General features: G+C 63.4%; 21 protein-coding genes. 7 read left to right on the top strand and 14 right to left on the bottom strand.

The features are described 5' to 3' along the window. A partial coding sequence (locus J9892_RS24830; protein ID WP_349237053.1) for a helix-turn-helix domain-containing protein occupies positions 1-450 on the bottom strand: 450 nt, incomplete at its 3' end. Positions 451-568: 118 nt separating this feature from the next. Further along, positions 569-784, bottom strand: coding sequence for a 50S ribosomal protein L31 (gene rpmE, locus J9892_RS20955; RefSeq protein WP_010676078.1), 216 nt, complete (start codon positions 782-784; stop codon positions 569-571). Between the two features lie 147 nt (positions 785-931). On the opposite strand from rpmE, the gene priA reads away from it, so the two are divergent. Beyond that, positions 932-3,139 carry a primosomal protein N' gene (gene priA, locus J9892_RS20950; protein WP_210538883.1) on the top strand — a complete coding sequence of 736 codons (2,208 nt, stop codon included), beginning with the start codon at positions 932-934 and terminating at the stop codon, positions 3,137-3,139. On the opposite strand, the gene J9892_RS20945 is transcribed toward priA, so the two are convergent. After that, positions 3,136-3,675, bottom strand: coding sequence for a TetR/AcrR family transcriptional regulator (locus tag J9892_RS20945; RefSeq protein WP_069652400.1), 540 nt, complete (start codon positions 3,673-3,675; stop codon positions 3,136-3,138). The genes priA and J9892_RS20945 overlap by 4 nt on opposite strands. 150 nt (positions 3,676-3,825) lie before the next feature. On the opposite strand from J9892_RS20945, the gene J9892_RS20940 reads away from it, so the two are divergent. Beyond that, positions 3,826-4,221, top strand: a complete 396-nt coding sequence (locus J9892_RS20940; RefSeq protein WP_174213895.1) for an HPP family protein — start codon at positions 3,826-3,828, stop codon at positions 4,219-4,221. Positions 4,222-4,273: 52 nt separating this feature from the next. On the opposite strand, the gene ompA is transcribed toward J9892_RS20940, so the two are convergent. The 6 genes from ompA to ilvG all read right to left on the bottom strand — a co-directional run bounded on the left by ompA (position 4,274) and on the right by ilvG (position 12,098). Further along, the gene (gene ompA / locus J9892_RS20935) at positions 4,274-5,401 is read right to left on the bottom strand and encodes a porin OmpA (RefSeq protein ID WP_210538881.1); all 1,128 of its coding nucleotides are present in this window, start codon (positions 5,399-5,401) and stop codon (positions 4,274-4,276) included. Positions 5,402-5,654: 253 nt separating this feature from the next. Continuing rightward, positions 5,655-7,187 carry a threonine ammonia-lyase, biosynthetic gene (gene ilvA / locus J9892_RS20930; protein ID WP_182787193.1) on the bottom strand — a complete coding sequence of 511 codons (1,533 nt, stop codon included), beginning with the start codon at positions 7,185-7,187 and terminating at the stop codon, positions 5,655-5,657. A 65-nt stretch (positions 7,188-7,252) separates the two neighbouring features. Continuing rightward, on the bottom strand, positions 7,253-9,094 hold the full coding sequence (gene ilvD / locus J9892_RS20925) for a dihydroxy-acid dehydratase (protein WP_210538879.1): 1,842 nt from the start codon (positions 9,092-9,094) through the stop codon (positions 7,253-7,255). A gap of 146 nt (positions 9,095-9,240) precedes the next feature. After that, positions 9,241-10,185 carry a branched-chain amino acid transaminase gene (locus tag J9892_RS20920; protein ID WP_113069234.1) on the bottom strand — a complete coding sequence of 315 codons (945 nt, stop codon included), beginning with the start codon at positions 10,183-10,185 and terminating at the stop codon, positions 9,241-9,243. A gap of 12 nt (positions 10,186-10,197) precedes the next feature. Then, positions 10,198-10,455 (bottom strand): acetolactate synthase 2 small subunit, encoded by a 258-nt coding sequence (gene ilvM / locus J9892_RS20915; protein WP_010676086.1) that lies wholly within the window; start codon positions 10,453-10,455, stop codon positions 10,198-10,200. Beyond that, positions 10,452-12,098: an acetolactate synthase 2 catalytic subunit gene (gene ilvG / locus J9892_RS20910; protein ID WP_039039681.1), complete on the bottom strand. Its 1,647-nt coding sequence runs from the start codon at positions 12,096-12,098 to the stop codon at positions 10,452-10,454. Before ilvG ends, ilvM begins: the two co-directional genes overlap by 4 nt. Before the next feature lie 384 nt (positions 12,099-12,482). Here ilvG and J9892_RS20905 point away from each other — a divergent pair, with 384 nt between their 5' ends. From J9892_RS20905 to J9892_RS20895, 3 genes are all read left to right on the top strand, one after another. Further along, complete coding sequence (locus J9892_RS20905; protein ID WP_052815775.1) at positions 12,483-14,000, top strand: YifB family Mg chelatase-like AAA ATPase; 1,518 nt, start codon at positions 12,483-12,485, stop codon at positions 13,998-14,000. A gap of 132 nt (positions 14,001-14,132) precedes the next feature. Then, complete coding sequence (locus J9892_RS20900; protein WP_039039683.1) at positions 14,133-15,032, top strand: acyltransferase; 900 nt, start codon at positions 14,133-14,135, stop codon at positions 15,030-15,032. Positions 15,033-15,039: 7 nt separating this feature from the next. Continuing rightward, a complete protein-coding gene (locus J9892_RS20895; RefSeq protein ID WP_210538876.1) occupies positions 15,040-15,996 on the top strand; it encodes an acyltransferase in 957 nt (318 codons plus the stop codon). On the opposite strand, the gene J9892_RS20890 is transcribed toward J9892_RS20895, so the two are convergent. Together J9892_RS20890 and J9892_RS20885 are read right to left on the bottom strand one after the other, a co-directional pair. After that, entirely contained in the window at positions 15,942-16,415 is a 474-nt protein-coding gene (locus J9892_RS20890; protein WP_210538874.1) for a DUF523 domain-containing protein, read from the bottom strand. The genes J9892_RS20895 and J9892_RS20890 overlap by 55 nt on opposite strands. A 76-nt stretch (positions 16,416-16,491) precedes the next feature. After that, positions 16,492-17,142 (bottom strand): DNA mismatch repair protein MutT, encoded by a 651-nt coding sequence (locus tag J9892_RS20885; RefSeq protein ID WP_029314880.1) that lies wholly within the window; start codon positions 17,140-17,142, stop codon positions 16,492-16,494. Between the two features lie 74 nt (positions 17,143-17,216). Here J9892_RS20885 and J9892_RS20880 point away from each other — a divergent pair, with 74 nt between their 5' ends. Next, positions 17,217-17,852: a nicotinamidase gene (locus J9892_RS20880; RefSeq protein ID WP_210538872.1), complete on the top strand. Its 636-nt coding sequence runs from the start codon at positions 17,217-17,219 to the stop codon at positions 17,850-17,852. Positions 17,853-17,953: 101 nt separating this feature from the next. Continuing rightward, positions 17,954-19,132 carry a nicotinate phosphoribosyltransferase gene (gene pncB / locus J9892_RS20875; protein WP_210538870.1) on the top strand — a complete coding sequence of 393 codons (1,179 nt, stop codon included), beginning with the start codon at positions 17,954-17,956 and terminating at the stop codon, positions 19,130-19,132. A 74-nt stretch (positions 19,133-19,206) separates the two neighbouring features. Here the strand turns inward: pncB and J9892_RS20870 are convergent, their stop codons facing one another. The 3 genes from J9892_RS20870 to ccoG all read right to left on the bottom strand — a co-directional run bounded on the left by J9892_RS20870 (position 19,207) and on the right by ccoG (position 22,537). Beyond that, a complete protein-coding gene (locus J9892_RS20870) occupies positions 19,207-19,815 on the bottom strand; it encodes a thiol:disulfide interchange protein DsbA/DsbL (RefSeq protein WP_010676095.1) in 609 nt (202 codons plus the stop codon). A gap of 209 nt (positions 19,816-20,024) precedes the next feature. Beyond that, positions 20,025-21,014 (bottom strand): serine/threonine protein kinase, encoded by a 990-nt coding sequence (locus J9892_RS20865; RefSeq protein WP_041214223.1) that lies wholly within the window; start codon positions 21,012-21,014, stop codon positions 20,025-20,027. Between the two features lie 74 nt (positions 21,015-21,088). After that, positions 21,089-22,537, bottom strand: coding sequence for a cytochrome c oxidase accessory protein CcoG (ccoG, locus tag J9892_RS20860; RefSeq protein WP_010676097.1), 1,449 nt, complete (start codon positions 22,535-22,537; stop codon positions 21,089-21,091). Positions 22,538-22,705: the final 168 nt, after the last annotated feature.

Here is a 22,705-nt window from a genome sequence, read left to right as displayed (position 1 = left end):
GGTTTCATCCACTTCCACAATGCCTTCTTCCCGTGTTGCCTGGTGGTTTGCCATCGCCTTCAGGAAGCGGTGACGCCACAAGAAGGCGGTGTTCTTGCAAACACCGCAGCGGACGGCGGCCTGGCGGACAGTGAGCCCGTCGATGAAAGCCTGGGCGTAGTCCTCCCAATGCTCAGCCTTACGTAATCTGGCCAAAGGCGTCTTGGTGAGGAGGGAGCTGGTTCGCCGACACTGCTTACAACGGTAACGACGCAGCCCACGGCTCCAGCCCCAGGGGGCCAGCTGGGTGGCATCCGCCTGGCAGTGGGGACAGCCGCAGCATGTGGGTAACTGGGCATGGAGGGACGTAATCGGGTGTGGAGCGGCGAGCTCATGCTGAGCGACACGGCGCTGACGCAGAGTAAGTAATGGAAAGAGGGACAACAGGTGTTGGAAGGCTGGCGTATCCATGATGAAGGTCCTCGCGGTGATGACCTACTTCCAGATTAGCCTTCCAACACATAATTGGGACAGCGCCATAAAAAAGGCACCCGATGGGCGCCTTTTTCAGAATTCTTCAGAAGCAAGATTACTTCTTGGAGGTCAAGCCACCGAAACGCTTGTTGAACTTGTCTACGCGGCCGCCGCTAGAAACTTCTTTCTGCTTGCCGGTGTAGAACGGGTGGCACTCGGAGCACACGTCCAGGTTCAGATCTTTACCGATGGTAGAGAAGGTGTTGATGACGTTACCGCAAGAGCACTTGGCGGTGATGGCTACGTAGTCAGGATGGATACCAGCTTTCATGGACAACCTCAATTATCAGGCCGTGTCGCCATCCGATCTCTTGTCGGACACCACACGATTGTTGAACACAGTTTCAAAGGCTGCGAATAATATAGGAAACGCCTGAGATCAGGCAAGTGGCTTCGCAGAAAAAATAGGCAACCCCTGGTGAATTCTTCCCAAACGCTGGATCTGGTTCGTGTGGCTGTGCCGGTGCCGTTACGCCGTCATTTCGACTATCTCTCTCCCCTGCCCTTGCCTGCCCCCGGTTGCCGGGTCGAGATCCCGTTCGGCCCGCAGACCCTGGTCGGTCTGGTGGTGGATCACCCGACCGAGAGCCTGGTCCCCCGCAACAAATTAAAGCCCTTGAAGAGGGTGCTCGACAGCGCCCCCGTGCTGGGGCCCGACATTCTGGCGCTGATGGCCTGGAGCGCCGGTTACTACCAGCACCCGCTGGGGGAGGTACTGCCCCACGCCCTGCCGGTGCTGGTGCGCAAGGGGGAGCCCGCCGCCTATCGGGAGCTGGAGTTCTGGTTTGCTACCGATGCGGGCATGGCCATCGACCTCAACGAGCTCAAGCGGGCGGCCAAGCAGCAGCAGGCCCTCGCCTTGCTGCGCAAGGGGCCGCAGACCCCCTCCGCCCTCAAACAGGAGGAGATCCAGAGCGCGGCCCTCACCGCGCTGGAGAAGAAGGGACTGCTGGAAAAGCGCTCGCTGGAGCCGAGCCATGATGGCGATTGGGCCACCCGCTTCGAGCCGGGTGAGGGGCTGCGCCTCAACGGCGAGCAGGCGCTGGCGGTGGCCGCCGTCACCAGCCAGAGCAACAAGTTCGGTGCCTTCCTGCTGGACGGCATCACGGGCTCCGGCAAGACCGAGGTTTACCTCAGCATCCTCGAGCCCCTGCTCAAGGCTGGCAAGCAGGCGCTGGTGATGGTGCCGGAAATCGGCCTCACCCCCCAGACCATCAACCGCTTTCGCCGCCGCTTCAACGTGCCCGTGGTGGCGATGAACTCCGCCATGAACGACAGGGAGCGGCTCGATGCCTGGCTCACCTGCCGCGACGGCGGTGCCGCCATTCTGATCGGCACCCGATCCGCGGTGTTCACGCCGTTCAAGGACCTCGGCATCATCATCATCGACGAGGAGCACGACGGCTCCTTCAAGCAACAGGACGGCTTTCGCTACCACGCGCGGGATCTGGCGGTGATGCGGGCCCATCGCGCCGGCATTCCCATCCTGCTTGGATCTGCCACCCCGTCGCTGGAGACGCTGCACAACGCCCGCAGCGGCAAGTATCACCACCTCACTCTCACTCGCCGCGCCGGCAACGCCCAGACCGCTCGCCAGGTGATCCTGGACATCAAGAACGTACGGCTGCAGGCGGGGCTCTCCCCCCAGCTGGAACAGCTGATGGCCGAGCATCTGGCAGCGGGCAACCAGGTAATGCTGTTTCTCAACCGCCGCGGCTATGCGCCGGCACTCATCTGCCACCAGTGCGGCTGGAGTGCCGCCTGCGAGCGCTGCGACGCCTGGTACACCTGGCACCAGGCCGGTCGGCGGCTGCACTGCCACCACTGCGACAGCGTGCGCCCGCTGCCCCACCACTGTCCCGAGTGTGGCAGCAACGAGCTCATCGGCTCCGGGGTCGGCACCGAACAGCTGGAGCAGCTGCTTGGCACCGTTTTTCCCCAATATCCGGTGGTGCGCATCGACCGGGACAACACCCGCCGCAAGGGGGAGCTGGAGACGCACCTCGGCGACATCAAGGCGGGCAAGTACAAGATCCTGATCGGCACCCAGATGCTGGCCAAGGGCCACCACTTCCCGGACGTGACGCTAGTGGGCCTGCTGGATGTGGATGGCGCCCTGTTCAGCGCCGATTTTCGCGCCGCCGAGAAACTGGCCCAGCTCTACACCCAGGTGGCGGGCCGGGCTGGTCGCGCCAGCAAACCGGGGCTGGTGGTGCTGCAGAGCCACCATCCCGAACACGCCCTGCTGCAGGATCTGACCCAGAACGGCTATGGCCACTTCGCCGACACGGCGCTGAAAGAGCGCCGCCTGCTGGGGCTGCCACCGTTCAGCCATCAGGGGCTGTTCCGGGCCGAGGCCAACGGCCGCGACGAGGTACAGCTGTTCCTCAGTCGTCTCGCCGATACCCTGCGCAGCGCCCGCTATCCCCAGGTGCAGGTGCTGGGGCCCATCAGCGGCTTCATGGAGCGCAAGGCGGGCAAGTTTCGCATGCAGCTGCTGGTGCAGGGGCCCAGCCGGGCACCGCTGGCCCAGTTGCTCGACTGGGCGGTGAAGGAGCTGGAGGGGTGGCCCGAGACCAAGCGGGTGCGCTGGAGCCTGGATATCGACCCCACGGAACTGAACTAGCGCGGCTCAGCCAGCACGGCCTCCGCCAACACCCTGGCCTGTTCCAGAGCCAGGGGCTGCTGATAGCTGTGGGCCATCACCACGGCCCCTTCCAGCAGCAGGCATAACCCGGTGGCCTGCACCTCGGTGCATTCGAGGGCCTTCCTGACCCAGTTCAGCAACGCCCGCTTGTGGGCCACCACCAGCTTGCGCACCGGGTGGCGAGGATCGGAGAACTCGGCGCTCGCGTTGATGAAGTTGCAGCCGTAGAAGTCGCTGCGGCCAAACCAGTCCGCAAAGCCATCGAGCAGTGCCAGCAACCTGGCCTCCCGTCCCGACACCCCATCCATCCTGGCATCGAGCAGGGCAAAGAACTCCGCATCCCGCGCCATCAGCACCGCTTCGATCAAGGCATCCTTGGTGGGGAAGTGGCGATAGAGGGTGCGTTTGGTACTGCCTGCCTCGGCCCAGATGCGATCGATGCCGGTGGCGTGAAAGCCGTGACGATTGAACAACCGATAGGCTGTCGTCATCAGCTGTTGCCGTTTGTCGCTCATGGTGACTTTCCTCTTGAAGTACACCGATCTGTCTACCTAATGTCGCAGGCTGGATCAAGTGATCCGGCACAGACAAGGAGACAGGAGATGGAAACAAGACGATGGCGAAGTGCCTGGCTGGCAGGGCTCGGTGCCTGCCTGGCCATAATGTTGCTCGGCTGGCTGGACATGAGCTGGCAGTCGACCCTGTTGATGGCACCGTTCGGGGCAAGCTGTGTGCTGCTCTTCTCCCTGCCGGACAGTCCGCTGGCCCGTCCGCAGAACGTGCTGGGAGGCCACCTGTTATCGGCCACCGTGGGTTTGGTGGTGCAATTGCTCCCGCTACCGATGGAACTCAAGCTGGCGCTGGGTGTGGGCCTGTCCATTGCACTCATGCAGGGACTGGGGCTGATCCACCCACCCGCCGGAGCCAATCCACTGTTGATCCTGCTCACCACCCAGTCCTGGCCTTTCCTCTGGCAAACAGTGCTGCCCGGCGCCTTGCTGCTGATCATGGTGAGCCATTGCGCCAGGCGGCTGCAAACGTCACGGCTCACAACCACATAAACAACGAGGGGGCCAAGGCCCCCTCGTTGTTTAATAGCAAGGCAAAGATGGCTTATTCGGCGATCTGGGAGACCCCGGTCAGGCGCACCTCGACCCGGCGATCCGGGGCCAGGCAGGCGATCATCTGCGCCTTGGCGCCATCCGGGCAACTGCCCCCCGTCACCGGGGAAGACTCGCCCCGCCCCTCGGCGCGTACCTTGTCGGCAAACAGCCCCTTGGCGATGAGATAATCCGCCACGGTACGGGCCCGCTGCTCGGAGAGGGACTGGTTGTAGGCCTCCGAGCCGATGCGATCGGTGTGGCCGATCACGGTCGCCACCCCGTCCTTGGGATTGGCGGCCAGGATCTGGGCAAACAGGTTGTCCAGGGCCTGGCTGGCTTCGGGCTTCAGGGTCGCCTTGTTGAACTCGAACAGCACGTCGGAATCCAGGTTGAACTGCTTCTCAACCAGCACGGGAGCCGGGGCGGGCGCAGGCTCGGGCGCGGGGGTCGGCGCCACCGGCTCGTCGCCTATCTGGCCGAAACGATAGAGCATGCCGACCGACAGCAGGCCGTTGTCCATCTCTATGCCGGACTCATCCAGCGAGGTCTTGCCGAGCGGCGTGGTGTACTGGTATTCGAGGCGGGCGGCCCAGTCCTTGTCGATGGCGTATTCCACCCCCAAGGCCCCCACGAAGGCGGCACCGTGGTACTTGCCCCCACCCGACTCGGTGAGATTGGTGGTGCCGTCGTTGGCCCAGGCATCTATGGTGCTCTCCGTCCAGGCGTAGGCGCCCCCCAGCCGACCATAGATGTCCAGCGCCGTGGTCGCCGGGAAGCCGATCTTCATGGTGGCCTGGATCATCTGGGCCTTGGCTTCCCCATTCAGACCCGCATCGACACCGTTGCCCGAGAAGCGCTGATCCACCTGGTACTTGCCGAGCCAGTCGTAACCCAGCTCGATCGCCACGTTCCGGTTGACCTGATAACCGGCGAAGAGCCCCAGGCCCAGGTCGCTGTGATCCTTGTCCGGATCATAGGTATCGAGCAGATCCTTGACCTGATCGTCGTAATCCACCCCGTAAAAACTGGACCAGCCGGCCTTGCCACCGGCGTACCAGGTGTTGTCCTGGGCGGCAGCCTGCACCGTCCCCGTTGCCATCAGAGCGCCGATCAGGACGGCGAGCATAGATCTGTTCATGGATGAGCCCCTGCAATGAATTGTTATGACGCGACTGCGCCTCTCTTCCCTGACGGGGCCCCGAATCCAAGCCCCGTCTTCAGATTATCCCATCTGCAACCAGCCTCAAACGACCAGAGCCTCAGGAGTGTGATATTGGCGACATTATCGACCACCGTGCCCCCAATCATGGGGGGTTGGAACGTCGCCCATAAAAAAACGAAGAGCCGGGCTCTTCGTTTCTCATCTCGTAGCGCGGATCGTCAAGCCGCCGTCACTGACTGCCCTGGCTCGCCAGGAACAACCGGTAGGCGGGATCGTCGCTCACCTCCTTCCAGCCGTAGCCAATCTCGTGCAGGTAGTCGTGGAAGGCGGCCACGTCCTCGTCCGGCAGCTCGAAGGCACAGAGCACCCGGCCATAGTCGGCGCCGTGGTTGCGGTAGTGGAACAGGCTGATGTTCCAGCGGCAGCCCAGGGTCTCGAGGAAGCGCATCAGGGCCCCCGGCTGCTCCGGGAACTTGAAGCTGTAGAGCCGCTCGCCGAGCGGCCGGGCAGGCCGGCCACCGATCATGTAGCGCACGTGGTTCTTGGCCAGCTCGCTCTCGGTCATGTTGACCACCGGATAGCCGTTACCGCCGAGCTGATCGATGATCTGGCCGAGCTCCTCGTCACCGCCGGTGAGGCGCACCGAGACGAACAGCGACGCCTGCACCGCATCGGCATAGCGGTAGTTGAACTCGGTCACCATGCGGGGCCCGAGCTGACGGCAGAAGTCGAGGAAAGCCCCCTTGCGCTCGGGGATGGTCACCGCCAGCATGCCCTCGCGCTTCTCGCCTATCTCGCAGCGCTCCGACACGTAGCGCAGGCTGTGGAAGTTGACATTGGCGCCCGACAGGATGGCCGCCATCCGCCCGCCCTTCACCTGCTCCCGCTCGCTATAGGCCTTGAGGCCGGCCAGGGACAGGGCCCCCGACGGCTCGGCGATGGCGCGGCAGTCGTCGAAGATGTCTTTCAGCGCGGCGCAGATCTGGTCGTTGGAGACGGTCACCACCTCGTCCAGATACTGGTTACACAGGCGGAAGGTCTCCTCGCCGATGCGCTTGACCGCCACCCCATCCGCAAACAGGGAGACCCGCTCCAGGTTGACCGGCTCGCCGGCCGCCAGCGCGGCCTTGAGGCAGGCGGAGCCCTCCGCCTCCACCCCGATCACCTTGACGTCCGGCAGCAGCTGCTTGATGTAGACCGCCACCCCGGCGGCCAGACCGCCGCCCCCCACCGGCACGAAGACATGGGTGAGGTGGGTATCCTGCTCCAGCAGCTCCTTGCCGATGGTGCCCTGACCCGCGATCACCTCGACGTCGTCAAACGGCGGGATCAGGGTATAGCCCTCGCTCTCGGCGAGGCGGCGGCTCTCGCCATAGGCCTCGTCGAAGCTGTTGCCAAACAGCAGCACGTTGCCGCCCTGACGGCGCACCGCGTCGATCTTGATGTCCGGCGTGGTCTTGGGCATCACTATGATCGCCTTGATGCCGAGCTTGGCCGCCGACAGGGCGACCCCCTGGGCGTGGTTGCCCGCCGAGGCCGCCACCACGCCGCGCGCCTTCTGCTCCTGGGTCAGGGTGGCGATCTTGTGGTAGGCGCCGCGCAGCTTGAAGGAGTGAACCGGTTGCAGGTCCTCCCGCTTCAGGCTGACGTGATTGCCGAGCCGCTCGGAGAGCTTCTTCAGGGTTTGCAGGGGGGTGACCCGCGCCGCCTCGTAGACGGGGGAGAGCAGCACCTTGCGCAGATAATCCGCCGCAGAGACCATGGCTTATTCCTCCGTCTCGTGGCGAAGGGCGCGCAATGCGCCCACATCATGACTGGTCATCATCTTCACTCCCCCAGCAGAGTGCGATCGCGCACCGCGCCCTTGTCGGCGCTGGTGGCGAACATGGCGTAGGCACGCAGGGCAAAGGAGACCTCGCGCTGACGATCGACCGGCTTCCAGCCACGGGCAGAGACGGCGGCGCGGCGAGTGGCCAGCACGCTGTCGGCCACCTCCAGCACCATGCTGCGGGCCGGGATGTCGATGTTGATGATGTCGCCATCCTCCACCAGACCGATAGTGCCGCCAGAGGCCGCCTCCGGGGAGACATGGCCGATGGAGAGACCCGAGGTACCGCCGGAGAAGCGACCGTCGGTGATGAGGGCACACGCCTTCCCCAATCCCATGGATTTCAGATAGGTGGTGGGATAGAGCATCTCCTGCATGCCGGGGCCCCCTTTCGGGCCCTCGTAGCGGATCACCACCACTTCACCGGCTTTCACCGTGCCGTCCAGAATGCCGCTCACCGCGCTCTCCTGGCTCTCGAATACCCGGGCCGGGCCGCGGAAGGTGAGGTTCTCCTCGTCCACCCCGGCGGTCTTGACGATGGCACCGTTGAGCGCCAGGTTGCCGGCGAGCACGGCTAGCCCCCCCTCCAGGCTGTAGGCGTTGTCCAGCGAGCGGATGCACCCCTCGGCGCGGTCCAGATCCAGCTCGGGCCAGCGGCAATCCTGACTGAACGCCTTGGTGGTACGGATGCCGGCAGGACCTGCACGGTAGAAGTCGTGAACCCCCTTGTCATTGCTGCGGCTGACGTCATATTCGGCCAGCAGCTCCACCAGGGAGGTGCCCAGCACGTTGCGGGCATCGCCGTGCACCAGGCCCGCTTTTTCCAGCTGACCCAGGATGGCGACCACGCCGCCGGCGCGGTGCACGTCTTCCATGTGGTACTTCTGGGTGGAGGGCGCCACCTTGCAGAGCTGGGGCACCTTGCGGGACATGCGGTCGATGTCGGCCATGGTGAAGTCGACACCCGCCTCCTGGGCTGCCGCCAGCAGGTGCAGCACGGTGTTGGTGGAGCCGCCCATGGCGATGTCGAGCGCCATGGCGTTCTCGAACGCCGCCTTGGTGGCGATGTTGCGCGGCAGTGCCGAGGCATCGTCCTGCTCATACCAGCGCTTGGCCAGAGTGACGATACGCTGGCCCGCCAGCTTGAACAGCTGCTCGCGATCGGCGTGGGTCGCCAGCAGGGAGCCGTTGCCCGGCTGGGAGAGACCCAGTGCCTCGGTCAGGCAGTTCATGGAGTTGGCGGTGAACATGCCGGAGCAGGAGCCGCAGGTGGGGCAGGCGCTGCGCTCGATTTGATCGCTCTGTGCATCGGAGACCTTGGGGTCGGCGCCCTGGATCATGGCGTCCACCAGATCCAGCTTGATGATCTGATCCGACAGCTTGGTCTTGCCCGCTTCCATGGGGCCGCCGGAGACGAAGATCACCGGGATGTTGATGCGCAGGGCAGCCATCAGCATCCCCGGGGTGATCTTGTCGCAGTTGGAGATGCAGACCATGGCGTCGGCGCAGTGGGCGTTGACCATGTACTCCACCGAGTCGGCGATGAGTTCGCGGGACGGCAGGGAATAGAGCATGCCACCGTGGCCCATGGCGATGCCGTCATCCACGGCGATGGTGTTGAACTCCTTCGCGACCCCGCCAGCCGCCTCGATTTCGCGGGCGACCAGTTGGCCGAGATCCTTGAGGTGGACGTGGCCCGGCACGAACTGGGTGAAAGAGTTGACCACGGCGATGATGGGCTTGCCGAAATCCTGATCGGTCATGCCGGTGGCACGCCAGAGGGCGCGGGCCCCGGCCATGTTACGTCCGTGGGTGGTGGTGGCGGATCTCAACTTCGGCATTGTCTCTACTCCCTGAATGCCCCTGGGGCGCATTGTCTTTCAACATGAATGTGTGATTCGCGGATCGGGAATCGATCCTGGTGAAGGCACCTCGGGGAGCCTTCACCGGAAGCGACTCGGGGAGGCGTGACGCCTCCCCGCTCTCATCAGTCGTTGACCGGCGTCAGCCAGCCCCACTTGTCTTCGGTCTTGCCGTTGAACAGGCCGAAGAAGGCGTTCTGCAACTGCTCGGTCACCGGGCCACGGCAACCGGCGCCCACTTTCATCCGATCCACCGAGCGCACCGGGGTCACCTCGGCCGCCGTGCCGGTCATGAAGATTTCGTCTGCGACGTACAGCGCCTCACGGGGCAGCGCCTGCTCGCGCACCTCGTAACCCAAGTCGCGCGCCAGCGTCATGATGGTGTCGCGGGTGATGCCGGGCAGGATGGCGGCGGTGGCGGGCGGGGTGAACAGCACGCTGTTCTTCACCAGAAACAGGTTCTCCCCCGCCCCTTCGCTCAGATAGCCGTTCACATCCAGCGCCAGCCCCTCGGCGAAGCCGTTGCGCTTGGCCTCGCGGCTGATGAGCTGGGAAGAGAGATAGTTGCCTCCCGCCTTGGCACCGGTCGGGATGGTGTTGGGAGCGAGCCGGTTCCAGGAGGTGACGCACACATCCACTCCGTTTTTCAACCCCTCTTCACCGAGGTAGGCGCCCCAGGGCAGGGCCGCGACCATGAGGTCGGCCTTGGCATCCAGCGGCGGATGCAGCCCCAGCCCCACGTTGCCGACAAAGGCCAGCGGGCGCAAGTAGCCGCTCTTCAGGCCGTTCTCGCGCACCACGGTGCGGCAGGCTTCATTCACTTCGGACTCGCTGTAGGGGACGTCCATCCAGTAGATCTTGGCGGAGTCGAACAGGCGGCGGGTGTGCTCCTGCAGGCGGAAGATGCAGGTCCCCTTGGGAGTGTCATAGGCCCGCACCCCCTCGAACACCGAGGATCCGTAGTGCAGGGCATGGCTCATGACATGCACCTGGGCATCCTGCCAGGGGACCAGCTTGCCGTTGAACCAGATGTATTGGGGGTGGGCGGCGGATTGGGAAGGCTGTGACATTGGCTTGGCTCCTTAAGCTCTGATCCGGGGTTGCTGTTCCAGTGCATCGACCCGGGAGACATCCACCAGCTTCACCAGCTGGCTCCACAACTGCTGGATGGGACGTACCGATTCGACAGTAACCGTGATCCGCAGCTGTTGGCAATCCTGCTCCATGTTGAGGGCGCAGAGATTGAAACCGCGGTGACGGACCACCCGCAGCACCCGTTCCATCACTTCGGGTCTGGGTTGGGCATGGATTTCCAGGGTGCTGGTATTGAGCTGGTTCATGGGCGTTGCTCCATCATCTTGTGGTTGGCGACTCCTGGCGGAACCAGGGGCCAGACATTTTCTTCCTCTGAAATAGCAACATGCAGCAGATAGGCACTCTCGCTCGCCAGCAGGCGATCCAGTGCCGGACCTATCTCTTCCTTGCATGTGATGGTCTCGCCGGGAATGCCGAAGGCGGCAGCCAGGGCGACGAAATCGGGGTTGTCGGACAGATTGGTCTCGCTGTAGCGACCGTCGAAGAACAGCTCCTGCCATTGGCGCACCATGCCGAGGCGCTGGTTGTCCAGCAGCACCATCTTCACTTTGAGCCGGGCCCGGCGGATGGTGCCGAGCTCCTGCACGTTCATCATGAAGGAGCCGTCCCCGCTCACCAGCACCACCTCGTCATCGGGGCGCGACATCTTGGCGCCGATGGCGGCGGGCAGGCCGAAGCCCATGGTGCCGAGGCCGGCACTGGAGAGGTGGTTGCGCGGGCTGGTGAAACGCATGTGTTGGGCCACCCACATCTGGTGCTGACCCACGTCGCAGGCCACCACGCTGGTGTCAGGCAGCTGGCTTGAAAGCTCTTTGAGCAGGGCCGGGGCGTAGATGGCCTGACCCGGATGGTCGTAGCGGAAGGCGTATTCCCGAGCCATGGTGGCGCAGTGCTCGCGCCAGGGGTCGAGGGTCAGCGTCATCGCCAGGGCGGGCAGCACACGCTTGAGATCCGTGGTGATCCCCACATCGGCGGCGCGACGCTTGCCGAACTCGGCGGCGTCCACATCCAGGTGGATCACCTTGGCTTCGGGGGCAAACTCTTCCAGCTTGCCGGTCACCCGATCATCGAAACGGGCGCCTACCACCACCAGCAGATCGCACTGCTGTACCGCCAGGTTGGCAGCCTTGGTACCGTGCATGCCGAGCATGCCCAGATAAACGGGGCTGTCGGGGTCGAGGGCACCTATCCCCTTGAGGGTGGTGACCGCCGGCATCCCCGTGGTGGCGGCAAAGTCGCGCAGCTGCTGCTCGGCATTGGCCATGCCCACCCCGCCGCCGACGTAGAGTACCGGACGCTCGGCACCGGCCAGCAGGGTACGGGCGACCGTCAGTTCGGCCGGATTCAGGGGTTCGGGTTCCTCCACGGCAAACAGCGGGCTTTGAGAGGGAACGGCGGCCAGTTGCACATCCTTGGGCAAGTCGATGAGCACGGGGCCCGGACGCCCTTCGGTGGCGATGGCGAAAGCTTCGGCAATGACCCGTCCCAGATCCGCCGGGTCCGTCACCATGAAGGAGTGCTTGGTGCAGGAAAGGGACATGCCGAGCACGTCCACTTCCTGAAAGGCATCGGTACCGACGGCGGCGCAGGGCACCTGGCCGCTGATGGCCACCAGCGGTACCGAATCGAGCAGTGCCTCCGCGAGGCCGGTGACCAGGTTGGTGGCGCCGGGGCCAGAGGTAGCGATGCAGACCCCCACCTGACCGGAAGCGCGGGCATAACCCACCGCAGCCATGGCGGCACCCTGCTCGTGGCGGCAGAGCTGATGGGCCAGGCCACCGTCATACAGGGCGTCATAGACCGGCATGATGGCCCCGCCCGGGTAACCAAACACCTGGGTCACACCCTGTTTTTTGAGAGCCTGTACCAAAAACTGCGCGCCGTTCATGTGGAAAATCCTGTCCTTTGGTCGAAAAAAAACCCCCAGGCCGTGAGGCTCGGGGGTCGCTTGTTTCGTTCTGTCCGGTGGTGGGTCTATCCCTTGTTCCGTGCAGCCAAACGAGCCCCGAGCGGTGAGATAATAATCACCACTAGGACCACAATAATGCTGACGAAACGGGAGGCCATGTTCATAGTTACAACCGGAAATCCTGTGAAATGGGAGCGGAGCTTGCCGCGAATGGCTATTAGAACTAGCACGGTGATTTTTATTGGGCAAGCACTTTTTACCTGACAAGACTCTGATTTTTACTGCTCTGAAACCTGACAACTGGAACAAAAAACTAATAAAAAACGGTTAGCCAGCATATACATCAAACCAAGGACGGTATTTATGTCATTAGCTGTTGTTTATAGCCGTGCCAGCCTGGGGATAGCGGCGCCGCAAGTCACGGTGGAGGTGCACCTCTCCAACGGCCTGCCCGCCTTCAACATGGTGGGGTTGCCGGAAACCTCGGTGAAGGAGTCGCGGGATCGGGTGCGCAGCGCCCTGCTCAACGGCAATTTCGAATTTCCGGCCAAGCACATCACGGTCAACCTGGCCCCTGCGGATCTGCCCAAGGAGGGGGGCCGCTTCGACCTGGCCATCGCCATCGGCATTCTCGCCGCATCCAAGCAGATACCCGCAAAATACCTGCTAGACCACGAATTTTTAGGGGAATTGGCCCTGACCGGCGAGATCCGCCCCGTGCTTGGGGTGCTCCCCTCGGTGCTCGCCTGCCGCGACGCAGGGCGCACCCTGCTGGTCCCACGGGAGAACGGTCCGGAGGCTTCCCTCATACAGGATGCCGAGGTGCGCACCGCCCACCAGCTGCTGGCGGTCACCGCCTGGCTGGCGGGCCAGTACGAACTGCCGCTGCCGGAACCCCAGAGCGCGGAGACCCTGCCCGACGTGCCGGATCTGCAGGACGTGATCGGTCAGTCCCAGGCGAAGCGGGCGCTGGAGATCGCCGCCGCCGGCAGCCACAACCTGCTGTTCATCGGCCCCCCCGGCACCGGCAAGAGCATGTTGGCCAGCCGTCTGCCCGGCATTCTGCCGCCGCTCAGCGAACAGGAGGCGCAGCAGACCGCCGCCATCCACTCCATCGGCGGCCTCACCCCCCGCGCCGGCCACTGGCACCACAGGCCGTATCGCACGCCCCATCACAGCGCCTCGGCGGTGGCGCTGGTGGGCGGGGGTACCCATCCCAGGCCTGGCGAAATTTCCCTCGCCCACAACGGGGTACTGTTTCTGGATGAACTGCCGGAGTTCGAGCGCAAGGTGCTCGACTCCCTTCGCGAGCCGCTGGAAACCGGGCACATTACCATCAGTCGCGCCGCCCGCCAGGTGGATTTTCCCGCCCGCTTCCAGCTGGTGGGAGCCATGAATCCCAGCCCCTGCGGCCATTATGGCGACGGCCAGACCCGCTCCAGCCCGGATCAGATCCTGCGCTATCTGGGCAAGCTCTCCGGCCCCTTTCTCGATCGGTTCGATCTGACGGTAGAGGTCCCGCTCTTGCCCAGGGGGAGCCTGACCGGCAAGGCGGAGCGGGGGGAATCGAGCCAGCAGATACGCGAACGGGTGCTGGGGGCGCGAGAGCGCATGCTGAGTCGCAGCGGAAAACTCAACAACCTGCTGGATAGTCGTGAAATCGAAGATGTTTGCAGATTATCGCCACAGGATGCCGAGTTTCTGGAAGGTGCCATCCAGAAGCTGGGGCTCAGCATCCGGGCCTGGCACCGCATCCTGCGGGTATCGCGCACCATCGCCGATCTGGCGGGGCACGCCACCATCGAGAGAGCGCATCTGATCGAAGCCCTGGGCTATCGTGCCATGGACAGGCTGTTGTCGCGGCTGCGCGGGGGCCAGTGAGCGGGGGAACGGCAGCAGCCACCACCCGACCCGGAAAGGGCGCCACCATGGTCTAGTCGTGGGCCGGCTGATATTATGGCAACAGATCTGACCACTTGGTTGCCATCCACCGATACGAAGACGGATTCCACCATGCCCAACAAGCTGATAGAGCGACTGCGCGGCAGCCTCTCGACCCTGCTCTATTTCATCAACACCCTGTTCTGGTTTGTCCCCGTCCTGCTGCTTGGCCTCATCAAGCTGCTGCTGCCCTTCAAGGGGGCGCGACGTCTCTGCAACACCCTCCTGGACGGCTGCGCCACCCACTGGATAGGTTTTAACAATCTGATCCAGAAAACCATTATCAACACCCCTTTCGATGTGGTCGGAGTGGACAAAGGGCGCCGGAATGAGTGGTATATGGTGATTGCCAACCACCAATCCTGGGTCGACATACTGGTATTGCAGCGGATTTTTAATCAAAAAATCCCCTTCCTGAAGTTTTTCCTCAAGAAAGAACTGATTTGGGTACCTTTTCTCGGTCTGGCCTGGTGGGCGCTGGATTTCCCATTCATGCGGCGTTATTCCCGAAAATTTCTGGAAAAGCACCCGCATCTGAGGGGAAAAGACATAGAAACCACGCGCAAGGCGTGTGCCCGTTTCCGCCATATGCCGGTGAGTGTGATGAACTTCGTGGAAGGGACCCGCTTCACCGTCGGCAAGCACGACAGGCAAGGGGCACCCTATCGTCATCTGCTGCACCCGAGAGCAGGGGGCATCGCCTTCACCCTGGCGGCCATGGGGGATCAACTGCACAAGCTGGTGGATGTGACCATCGCCTATCCCGGCGGCGTCCCCAGCTACTGGGACTTCATGTGCGGTCGGGTCAAGGAGATCAAGGTTCGGGTCCGCTTTCTGCCGATCGAACGCAATCTGGTGGGGGATTACTTCAATGACCCCGAGTTCCAACAAGAGTTTCAACAGTGGTTGAACGGGATCTGGCACGAGAAGGACCAGACCCTGGATAAGCTGCTGGCGGACAAGACGCAGTAAGACACTCATGCCAAACCTGCTCCCGGGCCCCCTGGTGCTGTTCATCAGCGCCGGCCTGACCATACTGTTTACCGCCCTGTGTGCCAGCCTGATCCTGCTGGTTTCTCTGGCCAAACTGCTGCTGCCCGTACCGGCCTTTGGTCGCGCCTGCAGCCGGCTCAACAATCGCTTCATGGGCCTGTGGCTCGGTTGCAACGCCCTGGTGATCCGCCTCACTACCCGCATCGACTGGCAGATTGAGGACAATACCCGGCTGCGCAAGGATGGCTGGTATCTCATCATCAGCAACCACATGAGCTGGACCGATATCGTGGTGCTCGGCCACCTGTTTCGCAATCGGCTGCCGGTGCCCAAGTTCTTCATGAAGCACGAGCTCATTTACATCCCGCTGCTGGGGCTCGCGTGCTGGGGGCTGGACATGCCCTTTATGCGCCGCTATTCGAGAGAGTTTCTGTTAAGAAATCCACATCTGCGGGGCAAGGATATCGAGACCACCCGCAACGCCTGCGAGAAGTTTCGCCACATTCCCACCACCGTCATCAACTTCGTGGAGGGGACCCGCTTCACCGATCAGAAGCGCGAGGCCGCCCGCTCCCGCTATCGCCATCTCATGCCCCCCAAGGCGGCAGGACTCGCCTTCACCCTGGCAGCCATGGGCGATCAGTTTGACAGCCTGATCAACGTCACCATCAGCTACCCGGACAACCCCGACACCCCCTTCAAGGATTTCCTGATGGGGAAGATGAAGCGCATCCGGGTGCGGATCGAGGAGCTGCCGGTGAACGAGCAACTGGTGGGGGATTACTTCAACGACAAGCAGTTTAAACGCGGTTTCCAGGAGTGGCTGAACGCACGCTGGAAGGAAAAAGACGACGTGCTGGCGCAGTGGCAGGCGGCCGATGCGGCGGCTCAGACCGATCCGCAGGCAGCCAAGGCGAGCGCCGAGGCCAGCTCGGGCAGCTGATCCTCGCTGAACACCGCGATGCCATGGCGGCGCAGCAAAGCCGTGGTCTTGCCCTCTCCCGCCAGTGAAACCCCTTCGAAGCGGCCATTGTAGATGCGACCGCTGCCGCAGGAGGGGCTCCCCTCCTTCAGAAGGGCGAAGCGAATGCCCTCCTGCTGACAGAGGGCCAGCGCAAGGGCGGCGCCCCGATCGAACTCGGCCGTCACATCCAGCCCGCTTTCGGTGACCACCCGCTCCCCCTGGCGCTCGGCAGGGGGGCGTGGCGTCGGCAGGCCACCCGCCACTTCGGGGCAGAAGGCCAGTGCCCGCCCCTCGGCTCCCAGCGCCTGCAGCCAGTCGCTGACAATCCCCTTGCTCTGGCCGTCGTAACGCACTGGCTGCCCCAGCAGACAGGCGCTCACCAGCACCTTCTCTCCCATGCTTTCACTTCCTGTGTGAGGTGCCAGTGCACCAGACCCGCTATGGGGCGACAATCCGGCTTTCGCAGACATCGGCTTATGCTTCCGCACCGTGCATCACCTGATCGAACATGACGCAGCAGGGGGTCTCCAGTCGATAGAGGATGGCGGGACGTTGCTTGCCGGTGCGCTTGCGCCCTGTGTCCACCAGGATGTCGGCACGGTGGAGCCGCTTGCGAAATGCGGCCGTGTTCATGGGGGTCTGCAGGACGATCTCGAACGCCCGTTGCACCTCGGAGAGGGTGAATTCTGCCCCCAGCAGATGCAGCGGCAGGGTGCTGTAACGGCTCTTGATGCGCAGCCGCTCCAGCCCCATGGCGACCAGCTTGCCGTGATCGAAGGCGAGTTGCAGGCCGGGCAGATCGTCCAGAGGATGCCAGCGACCGCGCACCGCCCCCCCATCGGGATCCGCCAGACAGAGATAGACGAGGGTGGTGGACCAGCCGCGGGGATCCCGCTCCAGGTTGCCGAGGGTACAGACCTGCTCGCTGTAGCAGTGCTCCAGCCCCCACTCTGCCAGCAGGCGATGGCGAGCCGCGTCCAGATCCCGATCCCGGGTCTCGTCGATGCGCAGGGCCGGCAACTGCCAGCAGTGGGCAAAGGGGGGGCGATCCCGGGTCTCGAGAAGCAGCTCGAGCCGCTCCTCGCGCAACCGCAGCACCACCATATCCAGACTCATTCTCGGCATCCTGGTCGACCTGCTCGCCTTCTAATAATGTTTGGTAGATAATATCACAAGAATATTATGTGAAGGAGCCATCCATGGGAATCATCGCCAGCCTGGATATTGATGCGCAGAAGGGATTCACCCCCCTCTGCCCGAACGAGCTGCCCGTCGCTGGCGGGGATACCATAGTAGCGGCGCTCAATGCCCAGGCTGCCCTCGCCACCCTGCGAACCGGCAGCAAGGATGCCCACCCCGCGAACGCCCCCTGGGTGGTGACCGAACCCGGCGCCATGTTGCAACCCCTTGCTCTGGCGAATGCCGATCTCACCTGGCCGGCCCACTGCGTGCCCGGCACACCTGGGTTCGAGCTGCTCGACGGCCTGCCCGCCCCCATCGACTACGACTTCTTCGTCTGGAAGGGGGTCGAGCCGGATCTGCACCCCTATGGCGCCTGCTACCACGACCTCGCCGAGCGTCGCAGCACCGGGCTTATCGAGTTCCTGCAGGCCCGCGGCGTCGCGACCGTGCTGGTCGGCGGCCTCGCCACCGACTACTGCGTCAAGACCAGCGTGCTGCAACTGCTCCGCGCCGGCTTCCGGGTCATCGTCCACCTCGATGCCTGCCGCGGCATCGCCCCCGAGACAATCGACCAGGCCCGCACCCGGATGATCGAGGCCGGCGCCGAGCTGGCCCAGACCCTGGCCGATGTACAACGCCTGCTGGATGCCTGATATGCCTTCCATTTTCCACTGCCCACCCGACACCGGCGCCCACCCGTCACAGATGCAGCCAGAGTGCGTTGCCCGCGCAGCACTCATCACAGGAGCCTGATATGCCTCCCATCCTCCACAGCCTGCTCGACACCGATGCCTACAAGCTGCACATGCAGCAGGCGGTGTTCCATCGCTATCCGGATGCCAACGTCATCGCCGAGTTCCACAGCCGCAACGAAGAAGATCTGCTGCCCATGATGGGCCAGATCGAGGAGCAACTGCGCCTCGCTGGCTCCCTGCGCCTGACCCGGTCCGAACTCGACTTCCTGGCCGAACGCCCCTTCTTCACGCCCGACTACCTGGACCACCTGCGCCGCAAGCCGCTGGACGCCTCCCTGCTCAAGGTGTTCGAGCAGGATGGCCGCATCAATGTGCGGGTCGAAGGCCCCTGGCAGGACGTGATCCTGTGGGAGATTCCGGTACTCGCCATCATCAGCGAGATGCGCAACCGCTTCCGCTATCCCCAGTTCGGCGTCAGCCAGGCACTGGAGCGGCTCGATCAGAAGATCGACAAGCTGGAGCGGGAGCTGAGCCGGGAGGAGATGAGCGAGTTCAACCTCATCGACTTCGGCACCCGTCGCCGCTTCTCCCTCGCGGTACAAGACGCCGTGGTGGGTCGCCTCAAGGAGCGGCTGCCGGCGTTTCGCGGCACCAGCAACTACCTGCTGGCCCAGAAGTACCGGTTGCCCGCGGTGGGCACCCAGGCCCACGAGTGGTTCCAGGCCCACCAGCAGCTCGGCTTCCCGCTGGAGCTCAGCCAGCGTGCCGCCCTCACCAGCTGGCTGGACGAATTCACCAACCACCTCGGTATCGCGCTCACCGACTGCATCACCATGGATGCCTTCCTGCGTGACTTCGACTTCGAGCTGGCAAGCCGCTACCAGGGGCTGCGCCACGACTCCGGTGATCCCGTGGTGTGGGGCGAGAAGGCCATCAGCCACTATCAGCGGCTCGGCATCGACCCTGCCGAGAAGACGCTGGTCTTCTCCGACGGGCTCAACCTCGACAAGGCCGTCGAGCTGCTGCGCCACTTCCGCGGCCGCATCAACACCAGCTTCGGCATCGGCACCAAGCTCACCTGCGATCTGCCCGGCGTCAACCCAATGAACATCGTGTTCAAGCTGATGGAGTGCAACGGCGGCCCGGTCGCCAAGATCTCCGACAGCCCGGGCAAGACCCTCTGCCGGGATGCGGACTTCATTCGCAACCTCAAGCAGGCCTTCCACGTCGGGGTCTGAGTCAGGCCCGCGAGACGCCAAACAAAAAGCCCGCCGGTTTGCACCGGCGGGCTTTTTTATCGACTCAGGAATGATCAGTCCTTCTTGGCCAGCAGGAATTTCACCAGCTGGTTGAACTGCTCCTGGGAAGTGATGGATTCAATCTTCACCATGTATTTGCCGTTGACCAGGAAGGCCGGCACACCGCGCACATTGTAGCTCTCGGTGTTGCGATCGAACTGGGAGACCATGCCGGAGACGGCGAAGCTGTCGACGGCACCGTCGAACTCCTCGGCCGGCACGCCATTGTCCACGAAGACCTGCTTCACGTCGGCGCGGCTCTGGGGGATCTGGCGCTGGGTGTGGATCTTGTCGAAGATGGCCGGGGTCAGCTTGCCTTCCACGTTCAGCAGATTGGCGACGGCGTAGGCACGCTGCATCTCGGGGCCCATTTCACGGCCCAGGAAGGCCACCGGGTTCTTCTTCATCGGCACGCCTTCCGGCAGGCTCTTCTTCAGATCCTCGGCAATCGGCTCGAACTTGGCGCAGTGCGGGCAGAAATAGGAGAAGAACTCCATCACTTCCGGCTGGGCGCTGCCGGTCTGGCTGACCACATCATAGTTGACACCTTCCTTGAATTGCGGGGCGGCGTGAACCATGGGGATCATCAGCATGGCAGCGAGGAAAAATAGTACTTTTTTCATGACGTTTCCTGTTAAGGGATCACTGTGAGGCACGCCCGGCGAACCGAAGCAGTCCAAGCCTATTGCCTCACCCTCGTGCCGTCAATGGCAAAGGCAGACAGGCGGGACCGCCATCCCGCCTCCCACGGGCACCTTGCCGCTGTGGCAATGGTACGGGCGACACCACCAACGGACGCCCCGTGGCGTGGCGATCTGCCGGGTTCGCGCCCCTACCACTGCGGCATCAGGCTGAGCGGCGGGGCCTTCAATGCCTCGAGCTGATCATGCAGGGTCGCAATCTGCTGGCGCCAGTAGTGTTCGGTGTTGAACCAGGAGAAGTGGCGGGGGAAGGCGGGATCTTCCCAGCGTCTTGCCAGCCAGGCCATGTAGTGGACGATGCGCATGGCACGCAGCGGCTCGATGAGCGCCAGCTCCCGCGGGTCGAACTCCATGAACTCCTCATACCCCGCCAGCAGGGTATCGAGCTGGATCTGCTGCTCATGACGCTCCCCGTTCAGCATCATCCAGAGATCCTGGATGGCGGGGCCGGTGCGGCAATCGTCGAGGTCGACAAACAGGGGGCCGTCACGCCACAGGATGTTGCCCGGGTGGCAGTCCCCATGCAGGGAGATGCGCGCCACGTCCAGGGTCATGGCGTCGCATACGTGCCGGATCAACTCGTCCAGCACCCCGAAGAAGGACTTGGCCAGCCCGCTCGGCAACCACTCGCCTGCCGCCAGCAACTGACGCGGCTCGTGCAGCATGCTCTCCACATCCAGCGGAACCCGGTGATGAAAGGCATGGCTGGCACCGACGCTGTGAATGCGACCGAGGTAACGCCCCACCCACTCCAGCTGGTCCAGGTTGTCCACCTCGAACTGACGCCCCCCGACGCTATGCCAGATGGCAAACGGGTAGCCCTGATGCTCCAGCAGGGTCTCGCCGGCAAAGGCAATGGGAGCGGCGACCGGGATCTCAGTTTCACAGAGGCGAGCAGCAAACGCGTGCTCTTCCAGGATCTGGGCCCGGCTCCAGCGACCGGGGCGGTAGAACTTCACCACGTAGCGACGGCGATCCTCATCCTGAAACTGATAGACGCGGTTCTCGTAACTGTTGAGCTCGATAAGGCCGGAGTCGATGCGCAAGCCGCTGAGATCGATGGCATCCATGATGAGATCGGGATTGAGGTCGGAATAGTTGAAACGCATGTCATCCACCATAGAAAAGGGGCGCTGTTGCGCCCCATTCTATCACCACTGTCTGCCGTTGCCGTGCATGGCGGTGCGCCTTGCCGTCACAACCTGCTGATAAACTTGCTCGGTTGGCGCAAGGTCCCCTTGCTGTCATCCGGCGCCGCGCCTTCCCGCTTGAGCACGAACTGGACGTCCAGGGTGGGGCGCTTCAGGTTGAAGGGATCCACCGCCAGGCTCACCGGCAGGGTATAGATCTCGCCCGCCTTCAGTGTCACCTCGCGGGGTCCGAACCACTGGTACTCCGGCAGCCCTTCCACGTCCAGCCGGTAGGTCTGGGAGTTCAGGGTCTTGTTGAGGATCTTCAGGGTATAGGTGTTCTCGATGAGCCCCTCGCTGTTTTCCCGGAATAGCTGGTTGCGATCCCGCAGGATGTCGAGCCCCATGGGCATGATGGACATGGCGTTATAGACGAAGACCCCCAGCATGACGACCATCACCAGGCCATAGCCAATCAGCTTGGGCCGCGCCACCTGGGTTTCACTGTGGGCCAGTTTGTGCTCGGTGGTGTAACTGATGAGCCCTTTCGGATACCCCATCCGCTCCATGGTCTGGTCGCAGGCGTCGACACAGGCGCCGCAGTTGATGCACTCGTACTGCAGACCGTCACGGATGTCGATACCGGTCGGGCAGACCTGCACGCAGAGGTCGCAGTCGATGCAGTCCCCCAGCCCCAGAGCCTTGGGATCGGCCTTGCGACCACGGGCACCGCGGGTCTCGCCACGCTGGCTGTCATAGCCGACGATGTAGGTGTCCTTGTCGAACATGGCGGACTGGAATCGGGCATAGGGGCACATGTGGATACACATGATGGCGCGCATCCAGCCGGCGTTGCCATAGGTGCAGGCGGCAAAGAACAGCACCCAGAAGATGACCCAGCCTCCCGCCTGCAGGGTGAAGAAATCGGGTACCAGGTGGAAGACATCCTGGAAGTAGGCGACGAAGGTCAGCCCCGTGCCCAGCGACAGCAGGATCCAGGCCAGGTGCTTGGCGCCCTTACGGGCCAGCTTCTCGCCGCTCCAGGGCGCCGCATCCAGCTTGCGACGCTTGTTGGCGGCCCCTTCCAGCTTCTCCTCGAACCAGATGAACAGGAAGGTCCACACCGTCTGGGGACAGAGGTAGCCGCACCAGACCCGGCCCAGGAAGGTGGTCACAAAGAAGAGGGCGAAGGCCGCGATCATGAAGACCCAGGCCAGCAGGGTGAGATCCTGCGGCCAGATGGTGGCCCCGAAGATATGGAACTGCTGGTGCTCCAGATCGAACAGCACCGCCTGACGGCCGTCATAACGCAGCCAGGGCAGGAGGACAAAGAGCGCGACGAAGAACCAGCCCATGGCCTTGCGCACCCGCTGCCAGTAGCCGGTCTGGGAGCGGACATAGATGCGGTTGCCGGGGTTGAACCTGTCATCTCCCGCCTTGAAGGTGTTGGGATTGAAAGTCCCGGTGACGTCACCGGTCACATCCTTGATGTCGATCTTGTCCTTGTCGGCCATTGCAACACATCGCTCCACTCATATTGGTATCTATTCACCAGGACGGGGTTGACGGCATCAGTTCTGCCGGGATGGGATAATCTGTCTTCTCGATGCACGCCCTGACCACGGCCCTCAACCACTCCTGTGGGCAGCGGCCCAATCGCTTGCCGGTCTCCACCAACGACA

It is taken from the genome of Aeromonas sp. Prich7-2 (genome assembly GCF_017939255.1).
Classification (GTDB): domain Bacteria; phylum Pseudomonadota; class Gammaproteobacteria; order Enterobacterales; family Aeromonadaceae; genus Aeromonas; species Aeromonas caviae.
Note: the sequence above shows the minus strand (reverse complement) of the source record. Positions and strands in the feature narration are given on the sequence as shown.

Excerpts from the sequence above, each read along its gene's own strand:
- rpmE (WP_010676078.1), bottom strand. The coding sequence starts at position 784 with ATGAAAGCTGGTATCCATCCTGACTACGTAGCCATCACCGCCAAGTGC.
- J9892_RS20945 (WP_069652400.1), bottom strand. The coding sequence starts at position 3,675 with ATGAGCGACAAACGGCAACAGCTGATGACGACAGCCTATCGGTTGTTC.
- ompA (WP_210538881.1), bottom strand. The coding sequence starts at position 5,401 with ATGAACAGATCTATGCTCGCCGTCCTGATCGGCGCTCTGATGGCAACG.
- ilvA (WP_182787193.1), bottom strand. The coding sequence starts at position 7,187 with ATGGTCTCTGCGGCGGATTATCTGCGCAAGGTGCTGCTCTCCCCCGTC.
- ilvD (WP_210538879.1), bottom strand. The coding sequence starts at position 9,094 with ATGCCGAAGTTGAGATCCGCCACCACCACCCACGGACGTAACATGGCC.
- J9892_RS20920 (WP_113069234.1), bottom strand. The coding sequence starts at position 10,185 with ATGTCACAGCCTTCCCAATCCGCCGCCCACCCCCAATACATCTGGTTC.
- ilvM (WP_010676086.1), bottom strand. The coding sequence starts at position 10,455 with ATGAACCAGCTCAATACCAGCACCCTGGAAATCCATGCCCAACCCAGA.
- ilvG (WP_039039681.1), bottom strand. The coding sequence starts at position 12,098 with ATGAACGGCGCGCAGTTTTTGGTACAGGCTCTCAAAAAACAGGGTGTG.
- J9892_RS20905 (WP_052815775.1), top strand. The coding sequence starts at position 12,483 with ATGTCATTAGCTGTTGTTTATAGCCGTGCCAGCCTGGGGATAGCGGCG.
- J9892_RS20900 (WP_039039683.1), top strand. The coding sequence starts at position 14,133 with ATGCCCAACAAGCTGATAGAGCGACTGCGCGGCAGCCTCTCGACCCTG.
- J9892_RS20895 (WP_210538876.1), top strand. The coding sequence starts at position 15,040 with ATGCCAAACCTGCTCCCGGGCCCCCTGGTGCTGTTCATCAGCGCCGGC.
- J9892_RS20890 (WP_210538874.1), bottom strand. The coding sequence starts at position 16,415 with ATGGGAGAGAAGGTGCTGGTGAGCGCCTGTCTGCTGGGGCAGCCAGTG.
- J9892_RS20885 (WP_029314880.1), bottom strand. The coding sequence starts at position 17,142 with ATGCCGAGAATGAGTCTGGATATGGTGGTGCTGCGGTTGCGCGAGGAG.
- J9892_RS20880 (WP_210538872.1), top strand. The coding sequence starts at position 17,217 with ATGGGAATCATCGCCAGCCTGGATATTGATGCGCAGAAGGGATTCACC.
- pncB (WP_210538870.1), top strand. The coding sequence starts at position 17,954 with ATGCCTCCCATCCTCCACAGCCTGCTCGACACCGATGCCTACAAGCTG.
- J9892_RS20870 (WP_010676095.1), bottom strand. The coding sequence starts at position 19,815 with ATGAAAAAAGTACTATTTTTCCTCGCTGCCATGCTGATGATCCCCATG.
- J9892_RS20865 (WP_041214223.1), bottom strand. The coding sequence starts at position 21,014 with ATGGTGGATGACATGCGTTTCAACTATTCCGACCTCAATCCCGATCTC.
- ccoG (WP_010676097.1), bottom strand. The coding sequence starts at position 22,537 with ATGGCCGACAAGGACAAGATCGACATCAAGGATGTGACCGGTGACGTC.